The organism is Sphingopyxis sp. TUF1, from assembly GCF_036687315.1.
In the GTDB taxonomy this organism is placed as follows: Bacteria; Pseudomonadota; Alphaproteobacteria; order Sphingomonadales; family Sphingomonadaceae; genus Sphingopyxis; species Sphingopyxis kveilinensis.
In genome coordinates this window covers 3,353,967-3,369,043 of sequence record NZ_CP144683.1, presented here as the reverse complement: position 1 = coordinate 3,369,043, position 15,077 = coordinate 3,353,967, and the positions used below count along the sequence as shown (strand labels likewise).

14 protein-coding genes and 4 tRNA genes are annotated in these 15,077 nt (G+C 63.9%); 11 read left to right on the top strand and 7 right to left on the bottom strand.

The features are described from left to right. Window positions 1-128: 128 nt before the first annotated feature. Window positions 129-1,307 (top strand): CaiB/BaiF CoA transferase family protein, encoded by a 1,179-nt coding sequence (locus VSX77_RS15860; RefSeq protein ID WP_338425564.1) that lies wholly within the window; start codon window positions 129-131, stop codon window positions 1,305-1,307. Window positions 1,308-1,383: 76 nt separating this feature from the next. Beyond that, entirely contained in the window at window positions 1,384-2,259 is an 876-nt protein-coding gene (yghU, locus tag VSX77_RS15855; protein ID WP_338425563.1) for a glutathione-dependent disulfide-bond oxidoreductase, read from the top strand. A gap of 457 nt (window positions 2,260-2,716) precedes the next feature. Here yghU and VSX77_RS15850 read toward each other — a convergent pair whose 3' ends face one another. Then, window positions 2,717-3,481, bottom strand: a complete 765-nt coding sequence (locus tag VSX77_RS15850; protein WP_338425562.1) for a DUF1134 domain-containing protein — start codon at window positions 3,479-3,481, stop codon at window positions 2,717-2,719. Between the two features lie 244 nt (window positions 3,482-3,725). On the opposite strand from VSX77_RS15850, the gene VSX77_RS15845 reads away from it, so the two are divergent. Then, a tRNA-Ser gene (locus VSX77_RS15845) sits at window positions 3,726-3,818 on the top strand. Window positions 3,819-3,876: 58 nt separating this feature from the next. Here the strand turns inward: VSX77_RS15845 and VSX77_RS15840 are convergent. Together VSX77_RS15840 and VSX77_RS15835 are read right to left on the bottom strand one after the other, a co-directional pair. Next, window positions 3,877-4,602, bottom strand: coding sequence for an energy transducer TonB (locus tag VSX77_RS15840; protein WP_338425561.1), 726 nt, complete (start codon window positions 4,600-4,602; stop codon window positions 3,877-3,879). A 46-nt stretch (window positions 4,603-4,648) separates the two neighbouring features. Beyond that, window positions 4,649-5,518: an alpha/beta fold hydrolase gene (locus tag VSX77_RS15835; protein WP_338425560.1), complete on the bottom strand. Its 870-nt coding sequence runs from the start codon at window positions 5,516-5,518 to the stop codon at window positions 4,649-4,651. Between the two features lie 98 nt (window positions 5,519-5,616). On the opposite strand from VSX77_RS15835, the gene VSX77_RS15830 reads away from it, so the two are divergent. Continuing rightward, window positions 5,617-6,408, top strand: a complete 792-nt coding sequence (locus tag VSX77_RS15830; protein ID WP_338425559.1) for an SDR family oxidoreductase — start codon at window positions 5,617-5,619, stop codon at window positions 6,406-6,408. 42 nt (window positions 6,409-6,450) lie between these two features. Here VSX77_RS15830 and VSX77_RS15825 read toward each other — a convergent pair. Then, a tRNA-Val gene (locus tag VSX77_RS15825) sits at window positions 6,451-6,525 on the bottom strand. Between the two features lie 61 nt (window positions 6,526-6,586). Then, window positions 6,587-6,964 carry a cell cycle two-component system response regulator CpdR gene (gene cpdR / locus VSX77_RS15820; protein WP_338425558.1) on the bottom strand — a complete coding sequence of 126 codons (378 nt, stop codon included), beginning with the start codon at window positions 6,962-6,964 and terminating at the stop codon, window positions 6,587-6,589. A gap of 91 nt (window positions 6,965-7,055) precedes the next feature. On the opposite strand from cpdR, the gene VSX77_RS15815 reads away from it, so the two are divergent. Beyond that, window positions 7,056-7,979: an N-formylglutamate amidohydrolase gene (locus tag VSX77_RS15815; RefSeq protein ID WP_338425557.1), complete on the top strand. Its 924-nt coding sequence runs from the start codon at window positions 7,056-7,058 to the stop codon at window positions 7,977-7,979. 184 nt (window positions 7,980-8,163) lie between these two features. Here VSX77_RS15815 and VSX77_RS15810 read toward each other — a convergent pair. Next, window positions 8,164-8,240, bottom strand: a tRNA-Pro gene (locus VSX77_RS15810). A gap of 107 nt (window positions 8,241-8,347) precedes the next feature. Continuing rightward, on the bottom strand, window positions 8,348-8,776 hold the full coding sequence (locus tag VSX77_RS15805) for a JAB domain-containing protein (protein WP_338425556.1): 429 nt from the start codon (window positions 8,774-8,776) through the stop codon (window positions 8,348-8,350). 115 nt (window positions 8,777-8,891) lie between these two features. Here VSX77_RS15805 and thyA point away from each other — a divergent pair, with 115 nt between their 5' ends. The 6 genes from thyA to VSX77_RS15775 all read left to right on the top strand — a co-directional run bounded on the left by thyA (window position 8,892) and on the right by VSX77_RS15775 (window position 15,074). Continuing rightward, window positions 8,892-9,854, top strand: a complete 963-nt coding sequence (gene thyA, locus VSX77_RS15800; RefSeq protein WP_422397254.1) for a thymidylate synthase — start codon at window positions 8,892-8,894, stop codon at window positions 9,852-9,854. A 92-nt stretch (window positions 9,855-9,946) separates the two neighbouring features. Beyond that, window positions 9,947-11,242 carry a 3-methyl-2-oxobutanoate dehydrogenase (2-methylpropanoyl-transferring) subunit alpha gene (locus VSX77_RS15795; RefSeq protein WP_338425554.1) on the top strand — a complete coding sequence of 432 codons (1,296 nt, stop codon included), beginning with the start codon at window positions 9,947-9,949 and terminating at the stop codon, window positions 11,240-11,242. A 20-nt stretch (window positions 11,243-11,262) separates the two neighbouring features. Then, complete coding sequence (locus VSX77_RS15790; RefSeq protein ID WP_338427294.1) at window positions 11,263-12,267, top strand: alpha-ketoacid dehydrogenase subunit beta; 1,005 nt, start codon at window positions 11,263-11,265, stop codon at window positions 12,265-12,267. Between the two features lie 4 nt (window positions 12,268-12,271). Then, window positions 12,272-13,582 (top strand): dihydrolipoamide acetyltransferase family protein, encoded by a 1,311-nt coding sequence (locus VSX77_RS15785; protein WP_338425553.1) that lies wholly within the window; start codon window positions 12,272-12,274, stop codon window positions 13,580-13,582. A 199-nt stretch (window positions 13,583-13,781) separates the two neighbouring features. Continuing rightward, the gene (locus VSX77_RS15780; RefSeq protein WP_422397323.1) at window positions 13,782-14,954 is read left to right on the top strand and encodes an AI-2E family transporter; all 1,173 of its coding nucleotides are present in this window, start codon (window positions 13,782-13,784) and stop codon (window positions 14,952-14,954) included. Between the two features lie 43 nt (window positions 14,955-14,997). Next, window positions 14,998-15,074: transfer RNA gene (locus VSX77_RS15775), tRNA-Asp, on the top strand. Window positions 15,075-15,077 lie beyond the last annotated feature (3 nt).

Genomic DNA, 15,077 nt, shown 5'->3' with positions numbered 1-15,077 from the left:
TGAAATTATGTGCCGACCATATGAGCGGTGCGCTAAGTTGCAAGCCGTCGCTTTCGACGAAGGCGCTGGCAGGCTCGACGGACGGCTGCTAGCCCCGTTGACAGAAACGGAAGAGGGAAGGGGATGGCGTGCCGCTGACGGGAATAAGGGTGCTTGATTTCGGCCGCTATATCGCCGGACCTTATTGCGCGGCGTTGCTCGCCGATTATGGCGCCGATGTTATCCGCATCGAGGCGCCGGGCGGAAATGACGACCGCTATACGGTGCCCGTCGCCGACGATGGATCGGGGGCGATGTTCATGCAGATGAATCGCGCCAAACGCTGCCTGACCTTGAAGCCCGGCAGTCCCGAGGGCCGCGAGATCGTACGCCGTCTTATCGAAACCGCCGATGTCGTCGTTGCCAACCTGCCGCACGATGCGCTGGTCAAGCTGGGCCTCGATTATGACAGCCTGTCGGCGATCAATCCACGAATCATCCTGGCGACCGCCTCCGCTTTTGGCAGCGAAGGGCCGCTCGCGAGCCACGTGGGATTCGATGCGGTGGGGCAGGCGATGTCGGGGACGGTCCACCTGACCGGCACGGCGGATCAACCCTATCGCGCGCAGGTCAATTATGTCGATTTCTCGACCGCGCTCCACTGCGCCTTTGGAGTGATGCTGGCGCTGCGCGAGCGCGAGGCGACGGGGAAGGGGCAATGCGTATCGGGATCGCTGCTCGGCACCGCGCTCGCGCTCTCGAACGCGCTCACCATCGATCATGCGCTGAACGGCATCGAACGCCAGCCGATTGGCAACCGCAGCTTCAGCTCGGCGCCCACCGACCTGTTCCGCACGCGCGACGGCTGGATCGTCACGCAAATCGTCGGCAATGGGATCTTCGCCCGCTGGGCAGCGCTCGTCGGGCACCCCGAACTCGTCGGCGATCCGCGCTATGCCAGCGACATATTGCGTGGGGACAATGGCGCGGATCTGAGCGCGATCATGCAGCGCTGGTGCATCGAGCGCACGAGCGATGACGCCATCGCCGAACTGGGCGCGGCGCGCGTGCCTGCGGCGCCCGTTCTTCGTCCGAGCGAAGCGCTAGCCCATCCGCAGGTCGCGGCGATGCGACTCGTCGAGCCCGTCGCCTATCCTGGCGCGCCTGGTGAAGTGCCCGTCATCCGCGCACCGATCCGCCTGTCGGCAAGCGACAAGGTAGCGGCGAGCCGTGCACCGCAGCTCGGCGAGCATAGTGACACGATACTCGCTGAGCTTGGCTATGATGCCGACGCGATTTCGGCTTTGCGCGCGGCAAATATTATTTGATCGGCCAAGGGTGGACAGTAGGCGCGTGGGCACTTAGGTTACCGATCGGTATAAAAATCAGTCAAGGAGCTGCGCGATGACCGACACCAGCGAATATGTGCCGCCGAAAATCTGGACATGGGACAAGGCCAGCGGCGGGCGCTTCGCCAATATCAACCGCCCGGTTGCGGGGCCGACGCATGACAAGGAACTGCCCGTCGGCAAGCATCCGCTCCAGCTCTATTCGCTCGGTACGCCCAACGGCGTGAAGGTGACGGTGATGCTCGAGGAATTGCTGGCGGCCGGGCACGGCGGCGCCGAATATGATGCGTGGCTGATCAACATCGGTGAAGGCGACCAGTTTTCGAGCGGCTTTGTCGGCGCCAATCCCAACAGCAAGATCCCCGCGCTCGTCGACCGCAGCGGCGCCGAAGCGATCCGGGTGTTCGAATCGGGCGCCATCCTGATTCATCTGGCCGAGAAATTCGGCGCCTTCCTGCCCACCGACACGGCGAAGCGCGCCGAAACGCTTTCGTGGCTGATGTGGCAGATGGGCAGCGCGCCTTTCCTGGGCGGCGGCTTCGGCCATTTCTATGCCTATGCGCCGACGAAGCAGGAATATCCGATCAACCGCTATGCGATGGAAGTGAAGCGCCAGCTCGACGTGCTCGACCGGCGCCTCGCGGAGAGCGAATATATCGCGGGCGGTGATTATACGATCGCGGACATGGCGATCTGGCCCTGGTATGGCTCACTCGTAAAGGGGCTGGTCTATGACGCAGGCGAGTTCCTGCAGGTGCAGGATTATAAGAACGTCCTGCGCTGGACCGATCAGCTCGCGGCGCGCCCGGCGGTGAAGCGCGGGCGGATGGTCAACCGCCTGACCGGCGATCCGGCGAGCCAGCTGCGCGAACGCCACGACGCATCGGATTTCGAGCTGCGCACGCAGGACAAGCTTGAGGCGGCCGAATAGGGTGCTTTCGCTGGCGAACGGGCCGGGTTGGGCGAGCGATCCGATCGAACCATAGGTCGCGGAACTGTTTCAAAGGTCAGTAAAGGTCAGCCTTGCACGCTGTCCCGGCTGAGCCGCCTCGGCGCACAACGCCGGGCGCGGTTCCGGCGCGCGCCTGCAGGCGGGCAGCAGTTGGTTTGTCCACATGTTGAAAGAGCCGGAACGAAGGCTGGCATAGCCTGACCATGTAGGACAGCGTTTTTTGATGTCTGCTTTGGGGTGGGGAGCGGACGTTTCAATAAACCGTCGCCCCCGCGAAGGCGGGGGCCGCAATCGGCCTTTTCCTGCGTCGCTGTGTAAACCGACAGCGGCCCCCGCCTTCGCGGGGGCGACGGCTAGGTTCGGTGGTTAACCGCCATTCCCCCAAAAAAACCCGCGCCGAGGCGCGGGTTCTTGTCCCCGGGCAGACGGGTGAGCGTCAAAAGGGCACCCAGTTCTGCTTCTTGCGGAATTTCATATAACCGACATTGGCGCCGAGGCGCGCGCCGACGCCGACGCGGATCGGGATCAGCACGACGTCCCCGCGGCGCAGGTAGCTGGCGTTGAATCCACCGACCAGATAGGCCGCGCCTTCGCCCGCGGGATAGCGCTTGTAGAGGTCTTCGCTGTCGAAAAGATTATAGACGAGGACGAAGGTGTTGGCCGCGTTGGCCCCCGCGTCGAAACCGATCGACGGGCCGGTCCAATAGGCGGGCAGTTCGCCCTCGATCTTGTGATGCAGCGTTCCCGAGCCATAACGCACGCCGAGCACGAGCGCGCCGCCGGCTTCGCGCCCGACGATATAGGCGTTGGGCTCGCCCTGATCCTTCAAAATATCCTCGATCATCGCTGCCAGACCTTGCGCGCCCTTGCCGAAGATCCCTTCGGCCGCTCCGATGAGATCGTCTTTTTTGTAGGTTGATCCCGGCGCGGCGGCGACGGTGGAGGCATCGCTGGCAGGAGCGACGGGATCGACCGGCGTTTCGCTCGTCTGCTGATCCCCCGTGGCAAGATCGCTGTCATAGGATTCGCTCGGCACAGGATCGCTCGTTGCGGGCGGTGGGGCGGGGTTATCCAGGTCGGAATCGACCTCCATGCTGCTGGGGTCGATCTCGCGCATCTGCGCCGCCGCCGGAACCGGCGTCAGCGCCAGACCGATCGACGCCAGTGTTGCCAAGGCCAGGCTGGTGAACGTCTTAAACATAGGGACCCCCCAAGGATTATATGTCGCCATGGCGGCGAAACCCGCATTAATCATGACTCGCTTTGCCGGGCGGGCAATGAACCGGCGATGACCCGAGTCGATTTTGCGCCGGACCGAATCGATTTGCCGATGAAATGCCGATGCGAACACGAAAAATGGGCCATCTTTGGCGTTGCGGGCCACGAAGCGCGTGGCTATAGCGACCCGCCTAGGCCAAACCTGCCGTTAGCGCGGCGGACCATGCGGAGACGTGGGTGAGTGGCTGAAACCAACGGTTTGCTAAACCGTCGTACTGGTAAATCCGGTACCGAGGGTTCGAATCCCTCCGTCTCCGCCACCTTTTCTCCCGGACAGTAGCAGCCGACGCGCGCCGAGCCGATCATGTTCGGCGGGATCTAGCGCCGCGGCTCCAGCCACCAGCGCTGGCGCCAGCCATAGGGGCTCGCGATGGCTTCGCCTGCGGCATTGGTCGCGGGTTTGAAGCGGAAGCGCGCTTCGATGAGCTCGCAGGTTCGCCGGTCAAGTGCAGCGTTCCCGCTCGACCTGGTGACGCGGCAGCCGGTCACGCGGCCATCGGCCTCGATCGTGAAGCGCACCTCCACCTCGCCACCCACGCGCTCGCGGCTGGCATCACGCGGATAGTCGCGGTCATGGATCGTCCCGCTGCGCCACACGGCCTTGGTGCCGCCGCCCGTTCCGGTTCCGGTTCCGCCGGCACCCGTTCCGTCGCCGCGGCCGCCCGCGCCCGATCCGGGGCCGGGATCGGGCGTGGCCCCGGCGGAGGAGTCGCTCCCGGCACCGGGCTGCGGCGCCGCAGCGGCGGGCGGGGTGAGCGGCGGGAGCTTTTGGGCCGGTGCGGCGATCGGGGCGGCCTTCGCCTGCTTGTTCGCTGCCGACGCCTTGCCCGCGGTGCGCTCGCTCGGCGCCGGTGCCGGGAAGGCGTTTTCGCGCGCGGCGGGCGGAGCGGGCAGGGCGATTGCGGTGATGGTTTCGCCCGCACGGCGCACGACATCGAGGTCGAGCCCGCTGGCGAGTCCGACGCCTATCGCGAGCGCCGCGGCCAGCGCTCCGCCGCCCGACAGCAGCTTTTGCGGCCGCGAAACCTGACCCGAATATGCCATCGTGCCGCCTCGTATCGCGCGCCGGAACGCGCCGTCGGGGCGCAGCTTAAAGGAAATCGTCTAACGTGGACATGAACCGGTCGAACTGGTCATGGTGTAGCCAGTGACCGGCATTTTCGAACTCGATGACTCTTGCCGTGTTGAAATGGCGAAGGCGGCCGTCCTTTTCGGGGTTCGAGGCCCAACTATCGGCGCCGTAGAGTAGCAGCGTGGGGCAGGTGATCGCGCCCCACAGCGACGCAATATCGTCCTGCTGCATGTCGAATGCCGGCCAGACGTTCAGATAATTGTCGAATTTCCAGCTCCACGTCCCATCCTCATTGCGGCTGACGCCATGGATGGTGAGGTGGCGCGCCTGCGCTTCGGTGAGATAGGCATTTTCGCCCATCATTCGCGCGAGCGCATCCTCGATCGTCGCATAGCGGCGCGGCGTGCGCCCGGCGGCCTGGCGCTTGTCGTCGATCCATTTGCGGAACCGGTCGGCATAAGGCGTCTTCGCGCGCTCGGCGAGCAGCTTGGGGGAGGGGCCGAGCCCTTCGATCGCAACGAGCTTCTGCACCCTATCGGGATAAAGGCCGGTATAGCGAAGCGCGATATTGCCGCCCATCGAATGCGCGACGATCGACACCGGGCCGCGGTCGAGCTGGTGGATCAGCTGTGCAAGGTCATAGACAAAACCGTCGATCGCATAATTGCCGTCGGGCGACCAGGCACTGTCGCCATGGCCGCGCAGGTCGGGGGCGATGACGTGGAATCGGTCGCGCAGCCGCTCGGCGACCCAGTCCCAGTTGCGGCAATGATCACGCCCGCCATGGACGAGCAGCAACGGCGGCGCCTCGCGATTGCCCCAGTCGACATAATGAAGCTTCAGCCGCTGCGAGATAAAGCTGTTCGAGGTGGGGCCGGCACTTGCCATCGGATCATCCTTGCTGTCTCTTCCAGTTTCAAAAGGCGACTGGTTCCGATCCGTCAACCCCCGGATCGGCGACCGAAGCGAGAGAGAGGATAGGGAGCATGTCGACATTTCGCGATAATCTGCTGGCCGGAAAGACCGCGTTCGTTGCTGGCGGCACGAGCGGCATCAACCTGGGCATCGCCAAACGCTTTGCCGAACTGGGTGCGAAGGTCGCGGTGGCGGGGCGCGATCCCGATAAGGCGGCGCGCGCGGCGGCGGACATCGGCAAGGGCGCACTGGGCCTGTCGGGCGATGTGCGCGACTATTCGGCGATTCGCGGCGTGATGGAGCGCGTCGCAGGCGAGCTCGGGCCGATGGACATCGTCATTTCGGGCGCCGCGGGCAATTTTCTGGCTCCCGTGCTCGGCATGTCGGCGAACGCCTTTCGTACCGTGGTCGACATCGACCTCAATGGCACGTTCAACGTCTTTCGCGGCTGCCACGACCTGCTGGTGCGGCCCGGCGCCTCGCTGATCGCAATCACCGCGGGGCAGGCGGTCAACGCATCCGCCTTGCAGGCGCACGCGTGCGCGGCGAAGGCGGGGATCAACCAGCTGATCCGCGTGCTCGCGCTCGAATGGGGGCCGGAGGTGCGCGTGAACGGCATTTCGCCGGGACCGATTGCCGATACCGAAGGGATGAAACGCCTCGCGCCCGACGCCGAAACGCGGCAGTCGCATTACGACCGCATCGCGATGAAGCGCTGGGGCCGGATCGAGGAGGTTGCCGAATCGGCGGTGTTTCTGTGTAGCCCCGCGGCGAGCTATATCACCGGAACGATCCTCGATTGCGATGGCGGCAGCCAGATCGGCGATGCGTCGCGCGGCGACCTGGCGAAGGGCATGGCCTGAATCAAAAACGCCGCCAACCTTGCAGGTCGGCGGCGTTTTGAATGGTGGGCGTGGCAAGGATTGAACTTGCGACCCCTGCGATGTCAACACAGTGCTCTACCACTGAGCTACACGCCCATCCTTTGGGGTGACGCGCCCCCTAAAGGCCTTGGAGCGGCTTGGCAAGCCCCCCGCGCGCTTATTGAAGATGCGACTGGTCGGCACGCCCGAAGAGCGCATCGACCTCGCGCACCAGATCCTTGAGATGGAAGGGTTTGGAAAGCAGCTTGGCCTGAGGGACATTTTCCTCCGCGCGCAGCGAAACCGCGGCGAATCCGGTAATGAACATCACCTGCGTTTGCGGCGCCGCCTTGGCGGTGTGCTGGGCGAGTTCGATGCCGTCCATTTCGGGCATGACGATGTCGGACAGCAGGAGGTCAAAGGTGCCCGAGTCGATATAGGGAACCGCCGCCGTGCCGCGGTCGACAGCGGTCACGTGATAGCCCGCGCCCGTAAGCGCCCGCGCGAGATATTCGCGCATCACGTCGTCGTCTTCGGCCAGTAAGATGCGAATCATCGTAAAATCTGTTCCCTGGTCCTTGAGCATCGCCGGTTCCGCGCGGGGACGCTCCGTTGGCCATATCACATAGCGCCAGAGTTTTAACAAATTGGCGTCGCGGCTGGATTCCTGCGCAATTATTTGCCACCCGTCGTCAATGACGCCGCGTACCATCATTCCCACCGCCATCGAGGTCAACCGTCCCGCAGCTCCAGGCCCGGTTATCGTTTCGGTTCCGCATGCGGGGCGTATCTATCCGCGTGAAATCCTGGACGCAGCGCGCGTTGACCATGCAACGCTTGAACGGCTTGAGGACCGGTGGTGCGACGGAATTGCGGCAGGGGCCTGCGAAGCGGGGGCGGCCGTCGTGACCGCCCTTTGGGCGCGGGCTGTCGCCGATTGCAATCGCGGCGAGGGCCAGATGGCGCCCGGGGAGGTCGAACCAGCGCTGCGCGCCCAGTTCGCGACGCCGGGGCGCAAAGAGCGAGCGGGGCTTGGGGTCGTGCCCACGCGGCTTGCCGACTGCGGCCCGTTGTGGAAGCGGTTGATTGATCTCGAGGCGCTGGAATGGCGGCTGGACCGGCTGCATCGACCTTATCACGCGGCTTTGGCAGCCGAAATTGCGTCGGCGCGCACGCGGTTCGGGTTCGCGATCCTGATCGATCTTCACTCGATGCCGACGATTCCGTCCGGACAACCGGGGCATGGTGCGCGGATCATCATCGGCGACCGGTTTGGCGCAACGGCAAGCGGAGCGCTTGTCGATATGGTGATAGAATCGGCCGGGGCGCTGCGGGAGCGGGTGCTGCACAACCAACCCTATGCCGGCGGGCATATCGTTCGCACCCACGGTCGGCCGGTCCGCGACGTTCATGCGATCCAGATCGAGATCGACCGCAGTCTTTATCTGACCGCCGACCACCTGCCTGACGCCGATCGCGTGGAACGCCTTTCGCGCTGGTTCGCCGATTTGGTAAGGGCGGCCCAGCAATGGCGCCCCCGCGCCGAGCTTTTGCCGCAGGCGGCCGAATAAAAAACCACCTCGTACCGAAGTACGAGGTGGCCAGGGTCCAGGGAGGACGCGCCCGCATCGCTTCCGACGGGGCACTCACCGCGATGGAAAGGGGGAAAACCATGGCGGTGTAGAATAAATCTAGGGCGTTATTCGCCGACTTTCAAGAAGCGACGGCGACATATTATGAATTATGCGAGAAAACTGGTCGGGGAGAGAGGATTCGAACCTCCGGCCCCTGCCTCCCGAAGACAGTGCTCTACCAGGCTGAGCTACTCCCCGACCGATCTGCGCGTCGGCCGTGGCCGCCGCGAAGGCAGGGCGGTCCTCTAGACGCGCAATCTGCGAACTTCAAGCGCCAATCGGCACAGTCAAGCCGATTGCCCGAACTACAGCATTTCGGCAGTTCGAAAGCTGAAATGACCGTCGGAGACGAAAATCAGATGATCGGCGAGATCGATACCGATTGTTCGCAGAAAAAGCGCGACTTCGTGCGTTGCGGCAATGTCGGCGTCGCTCGGCCAGGCGATGCCCGAGGGATGGTTGTGCGCCACCAGGACGGTCGCAGTGCTGCTGACCAGCAGCCTGCGCCAGCATCGCGGCGGGACGACGCAGCGACGCGGCGTTTCGCTGTCGATGCTTTCAAACCCAACCAGTCGTTCGAACGCGTCAAAGGCCGCCAAAAGGACGCTTTCCCGGTCGTCATCGAACCGGGGGCGCAGCAATTGCGCCGCGATCGCGCCTTCGGCGTCGCATGGCACGAAACCCGGACGCATCGCGGCGGCATAAGTTTTGCCGACGGACTCGAAGATCGTCATCATCCGCGCATGGCGCAGGCGCCCGCCGGACCCAACAGCCGACTGCGCCGCATCGGATGGATCGGCAGCCCGCTTCCGGCGAATCCCTTGTCGCCGCACGGCGTGAGGCCTAGCAATGATGGGCAAAGAAAGGGAGCACGCCTTGGCTGATTCCATCCATTATGAACTGCAATATCTTGACCTGATGCGCCGCGTCTGGGTCGAGGGCGACGAGCGAGTCGATCGCACCGGTGTGGGCACGCGATCGCTGTTCGGCGAAACGATGCGATTCTCGCTGAAGGACGATGCGATCCCGCTGCTGACGACGAAGCGCGTCTACTGGAAAACGGCGCTTCGCGAACTGTTGTGGTTCCTCACCGGAAATACCAATATCCGCTCGCTCGTCGCGCAGGGGGTGAAAATCTGGACCGACTGGCCGCTTGACAAATATCGCCGCGCGACGGGCGAGGACATCAGCGCTGCGGAGTTTGAGGCGCGGATCGTCGCCGACGAGAAATTTGCGACCGAGTGGGGCGATCTTGGTCCGGTCTATGGGCATCAGTGGGTGAACTGGCCACGCTACGAGGCGGCAGGGGATGGGCTGTTTCGCCGCGCCGAACGCGGGCACAACCAGATTGCGGCGCTGATCGATTCGCTCGAAAACAATCCGGGGTCGCGGCGGCACATTTTTACCGGCTGGAATGTCGCCGATCTGGACCGGATGGCGTTGCCGCCGTGCCACATGACCTATCAGTTTCACGTTCGCAGCGATGGCGGGCTGTCGTGCCTGTTGTTCCAAAGGTCGTGCGACCTCGGCCTGGGATTCGCGTTCAATATTTTCGAAGCGGCGCTGCTGACGCGGATGATCGCCGATCAGTGCGGCCTTCATGCGCACGAGGTCGTGTGGTCGGGTGGCGACGTTCATCTCTATCTCAATCACGCCGAATTGGTCGAACAGCAATTGGCGCGCGTGCCGGAGGGGCAGCCGAAGCTGCATATCCTGCGCCGTCCTCCCAGCATTTTCGATTACCGGTTCGAGGATTTCGCGGTCGAGGATTATGCCCCGCAAGCGCCCATTTCCGCGCCTGTGGCAGTCTGATGGCCGCCGTTGCATTCATATGTTGACCGTAATAAAATGTCGTCAACGTGAAATATAACTAGGCGCTGATTCGCGCACGAAGGGAAGAAGATATGCCTGAACCGGACAGCCGCCCGGCGAGCAACCTGCCGCCGCTGTCGCTTCATATCCCCGAGCCGCGCTATCGCCCCGGAGACACGCCCGACTTCGGCGACATCGAGGTTCCCGCGGTCGAGGCGACGCCGCGCCCCGGCGAAGCGACCAAGCCCGATGCGATGCGCGAGCTATGCTATGGGCTTGTCCGCGTCCTCGATTTCGACGGACAGGCCAAGGGGCCGTGGAATCCCAATCTGGCGCCCGAACGGCTGCGCACCATGCTGCGTTACATGATGCTGACGCGGGCGTTCGACGACCGAATGTTCCGCGCCCAGCGGCAGGGGAAGACCAGCTTCTATATGAAATGCACGGGCGAGGAGGCGACATCGATCGCCGCGACCATGGCGATCGATCGCGCCGACATGTGTTTCCCCAGCTATCGCCAGCAGGGCATTTTGATCGCGCGCGACTATCCGCTGATCCAGATGATGAACCAGATCTATTCGAACCGCGGCGATCATCTGATGGGGCGGCAGCTGCCGATCATGTATTCGGCGCCCGAACATGGTTTTTTCAGCGTGTCGGGCAATCTGGCGACGCAATATCCGCAGGCGGTGGGCTGGGCGATGGCGTCGGCGTCGAAGGGCGACACCCGCATTGCGGCGGTGTGGTGTGGTGAGGGCTCGTCGGCAGAGGGCGACTTCCACTCGGCGCTGACCTTCGCGACCGTGTACAACGCGCCGGTCATTTTCAACGTCGTCAATAACCAGTGGGCGATTTCGAGCTTTTCGGGCTTTGCTGGTGGCGAGCGGACGACCTTTGCGGCCCGCGCAGTCGGATACGGGATTGCCGGGCTGCGCGTCGACGGCAACGACCCGCTCGCGGTCTATGCGGCGACGCAGTGGGCCGCCGACCGCGCCCGGACGAACAATGGTCCGACCTTGATCGAGCACTTCACCTATCGCGCCGAAGGACACAGCACATCCGACGATCCCGGTGCCTATCGCGCCGCGCAGGAAGCGAGCGCCTGGCCTTTCGGCGACCCGATCGCGCGGCTCCGCCAGCATCTGGAGCTGCTCGGCGAATGGGATGCCGAGCGCCACGAAGCGCAGGCGAAGGAACTCGACGAACTGGTCAAGACGACGCAGAAACAGTCGGAAAAGCTCGGCATCCTCGGCCACGGGATGCACCAGCCGTTCGAAACGATGTTCGAGGATGTGTTCGAGGAAATGCCCTGGCACCTCAAGGAACAATGCGCGCAGATGCTCGCCGAGCAAGAGGCCAAATTCGGCCCCGATTGGAAGCCCGAATAATGGCGGAAGACACCAAAGTGATGAACATGATCGAGGCGATCAACAGCGCCATGGACGTCATGCTCGAACGCGACCCGGCCACGGTCGTGATGGGCGAGGATGTCGGCTTTTTCGGCGGCGTGTTCCGCGCGACCGCGGGGCTGCAGAAAAAGCATGGCAAGACGCGCGTGTTCGACACGCCGATCAACGAATGCGGTATCATCGGAGTCGCGGTGGGCATGGGCGCCTATGGTCTGCGTCCGGTCCCCGAAATTCAGTTTGCGGACTATATTTATCCCGGGCTCGACCAATTGGTGAGCGAGGCCGCGCGGCTCCGCTATCGCTCCGCGAACGATTTTATCTGCCCGATGACGGTGCGGACGCCGTTTGGCGGTGGGATTTTCGGCGGCCAGACGCACAGCCAGTCACCCGAAAGCATCATGACGCATATCTGCGGCGTGAAGACGGTGATCCCGTCGAACCCTTATGACGCCAAGGGTCTGCTGATCGCAGCAATCGAGGACAATGACCCCGTCGTGTTCCTCGAGCCCAAGCGCATCTACAACGGCCCGTTCAGCGGCTATTACGACCGTCCGGTCGAGCCCTGGTCGAAACATGATGCGAGCGCGGTCCCCGAGGGCTATTACCGTATCGACCTGGGCAAGGCCGCAACGGTGCGCGAAGGCGAGGCGCTGACGATCCTGGCCTATGGCACGATGGTGCATGTGACCAAGACGATCGTCGAGGAAATGGGCGTCGATGCCGAAATCATCGACTTGCGCACCTTGCTGCCGCTCGACATCGACGCGATCGAAACGTCGGTGAAGAAGACCGGCCGCTGCCTGATCATCCACGAAGCGACGCGCACGTCGGGCTTTGGCGCCGAACTCGCGGCGCTCGTCCAGGAACGCTGCTTCTATCATCTTGAGGCGCCGGTCGAACGCGTCACCGGCTTCGACACGCCTTATCCGCACAGCCTTGAATGGGCCTATTTCCCCGGCCCGGTGCGCATCGCGACCGCGCTCTCCAAGATTTTGAAGGACTGACGCCATGGCCCGTTATTCATTCCGTCTGCCCGACATTGGCGAAGGCATCGCCGAGGCCGAGATTGTCGCCTGGCATGTCAAGGTCGGCGAGCGCGTCGAGGAAGACGCGCAGCTCGCCGACATGATGACCGACAAGGCGACCGTCGAGATGGAATCGCCCGTCTCGGGCGTCGTCATTGAACTGGCAGGCGAGGTCGGCGATCTGATCCCGATCGGATCGACGCTCGCAGTGATCGAGACCGATGCGGATGGCGACGGCGAAGTCGATGCGCCGCCCGCCGATACCCCGGTCGAGGAAGAGATTGTCGCCGAGACGCCGGGAGCCGAGGAAGTGTCGGATGCGGGGGTTGCGCCAACCCCTGAACCCGCTCGTGCTGAGCTTGTCGAAGCGCCGTCCTTGCCTTCGGAAGAGAAGAACAGCCCTTCAACAAGCTCAGGGCAAACGGCGCCTGGGAAGCCGGTTCTGGCATCGCCCGCCGTCCGCGCGCGCGCGAAGGATCTGGGTGTCGATCTCAGCCAAGTCCAGACCGACGGAGACCGCATCCGCCATTCGGACCTCGACGCCTTCCTTCGCTACAGCGGCGGGCAGGGCTATCACGCCCCCGGTGCCAGCCGCGCGCGCGCCGATGAGCCCGTCAAGGTCATCGGGATGCGCCGAAAGATTGCGGAGAATATGGCCGCAGCAAAGCGCGCGATTCCCCACTTCACCTATGTCGACGAAATGGATGTTACCGCGCTCGAAGAGATGCGCGCCGATCTGAACGCCAATCGCGGCGGCCGTCCAAAGCTCACCATGCTGCCCTTCCTGATCGTCGCGATCTGCCGGACCATCCCGCAGTTTCCGATGATCAACGCGCGCTATGACGACGAAGCGGGCGTGGTGACGCGGCACGGCGCGGTGCATCTGGGCATGGCGACGCAGACCGACGCCGGGCTGATGGTCCCCGTCATCCGCGACGCGCAGGACAAGAATGTCTGGCAGCTCGCGAGCGAGATCACGCGCCTCGCCGAAGCTGCCCGCACCGGCAAGGCCAAGGTCGAAGAACTGACAGGCGGCACGCTGACCGTCACATCATTGGGTCCGCTCGGCGGCATCGCGACGACGCCGGTCATCAACCGGCCTGAAGTTGCGATCATCGGTCCGAACAAGATCGTCGAGCGGCCTGTATTTGACGGCGACGACATCCGCCGCGCCAAGCTGATGAACCTGTCGATCAGCTGCGACCACCGCGTCGTCGATGGCTGGGACGCCGCGAGCTATGTCCAGGCGCTGAAGAAGCTGATCGAGACGCCGGTGTTGTTGTTTGCGGATTGATGACGCTCCTCATTCCGAGGAGCTAAGCGACGAAGCAGCGTCGCGCGTGCGAACGTGGACGAAAAGGTCTGCATCAGATCGACAGGCTCTGCCCGGGTTTGCCGCACGACGCGACGACTGGCGCGACGCGTGAAGCGCGCGTAAGAAGACGCGGTTAACAAGGGAGACCCGGGTGGCGGACGACAGGGGCAGCAAGGATGTGCGGCCGCCGCGCGTCAATCCGCTGCACCAGATCGAGATCGACGATTTTCGCCGCGACCGGCTTCTCGCCGCGCTCGCGCTGATCCTCGGCGCCAGCTTCTGCCTCGGTTTGCCCTTTGCTTTGCAGGCGGGCGCGGAGTTTTTTCTGCCGCTTACCGCAGCGATCGTCATCGCGATCGCGCTCGTGCCGCTGCTCGAATGGCTTGAGCGGCGTGGCGTGCCGTCGGGGCTCGCCGCCTTTCTGTCGCTTGCCGCCTTCCTTGCGATTATCAACGCCGCGCTGGCGATCATCGTCGTGCCGGCGACCGGCTGGTTCGCGCGGCTTCCCGAATCGATTCCGCGCATCCAGAGCAATCTCGCGCCGCTGATCGATTTTTATTCGACGCTCCAGCGATTCGTCGACCGTACCTTGATGTCCGTGGCGACCGGCACCGAGGCGACCGCGCAGGCGGTGGCGGCGACCGCGCCCACATCCGTCGTCGATTATTTCATCTCCTCGGCGCCCGCGGCGGCAATCCAGCTGTTCTTTGCGGTCCTCGTGATCTTTTTCTTCCTCGCAGGCTGGACGCGGCTGCGGCGCGGCACGATTCGCCGCCGCGGGAGCTTCGACGGGGCGATGCAGACCGCGCGGGTGATCCAGAATGTCGTCGATGCTACGGCGGATTATCTGGCGACGATCACGATGATCAACGCGGTGCTTGGCCTGATCGTCGCGCTGTTGCTGTGGGCGCTCGGGATGCCGTCGCCTTTCATGTGGGGCGGGATCGTCAGCATCTGCAATTTCGTGCCCTATCTGGGGCCGATCGTCGCCGCGGTGCTGCTGGGCCTTGGCGGCCTGATGACCTTTGACGCGGTCGGCTTTGCGCTGCTCCCCGCGCTGATCTTTACCGGCGTACATCTGGTCGAGGCGAATCTGATCACGCCGCTGGTGCTCGGCAAGCGGCTGACCATCAATCCGTTGCTGATCCTCGTCTCCTTAAGCTTTTGGGGATGGGTGTGGGGCACGCCCGGCGCGCTGCTCGCGGTGCCCTTGCTGCTGATCCTCCAGACCGTGCTTGCTTCGACCGGAACGCCCGATCTGGCCGGTTTCCTGTTCGAACACGGCACGCTGACGACGACCGACGAGGTGCGCGATCGATTAAATCGTGCGCAGGAGGAACGCGACGGTTGACAGGCCGGAGCGCGCACAATATTGGCGCGGCTCCCAAGCACACGCGGGTGTAGCTCAGTTGGTTAGAGTGCCGGCCTGTCACGCCGGAGGTCGCGGGTTCGAGCCCCGTCACTCGCGCCATTT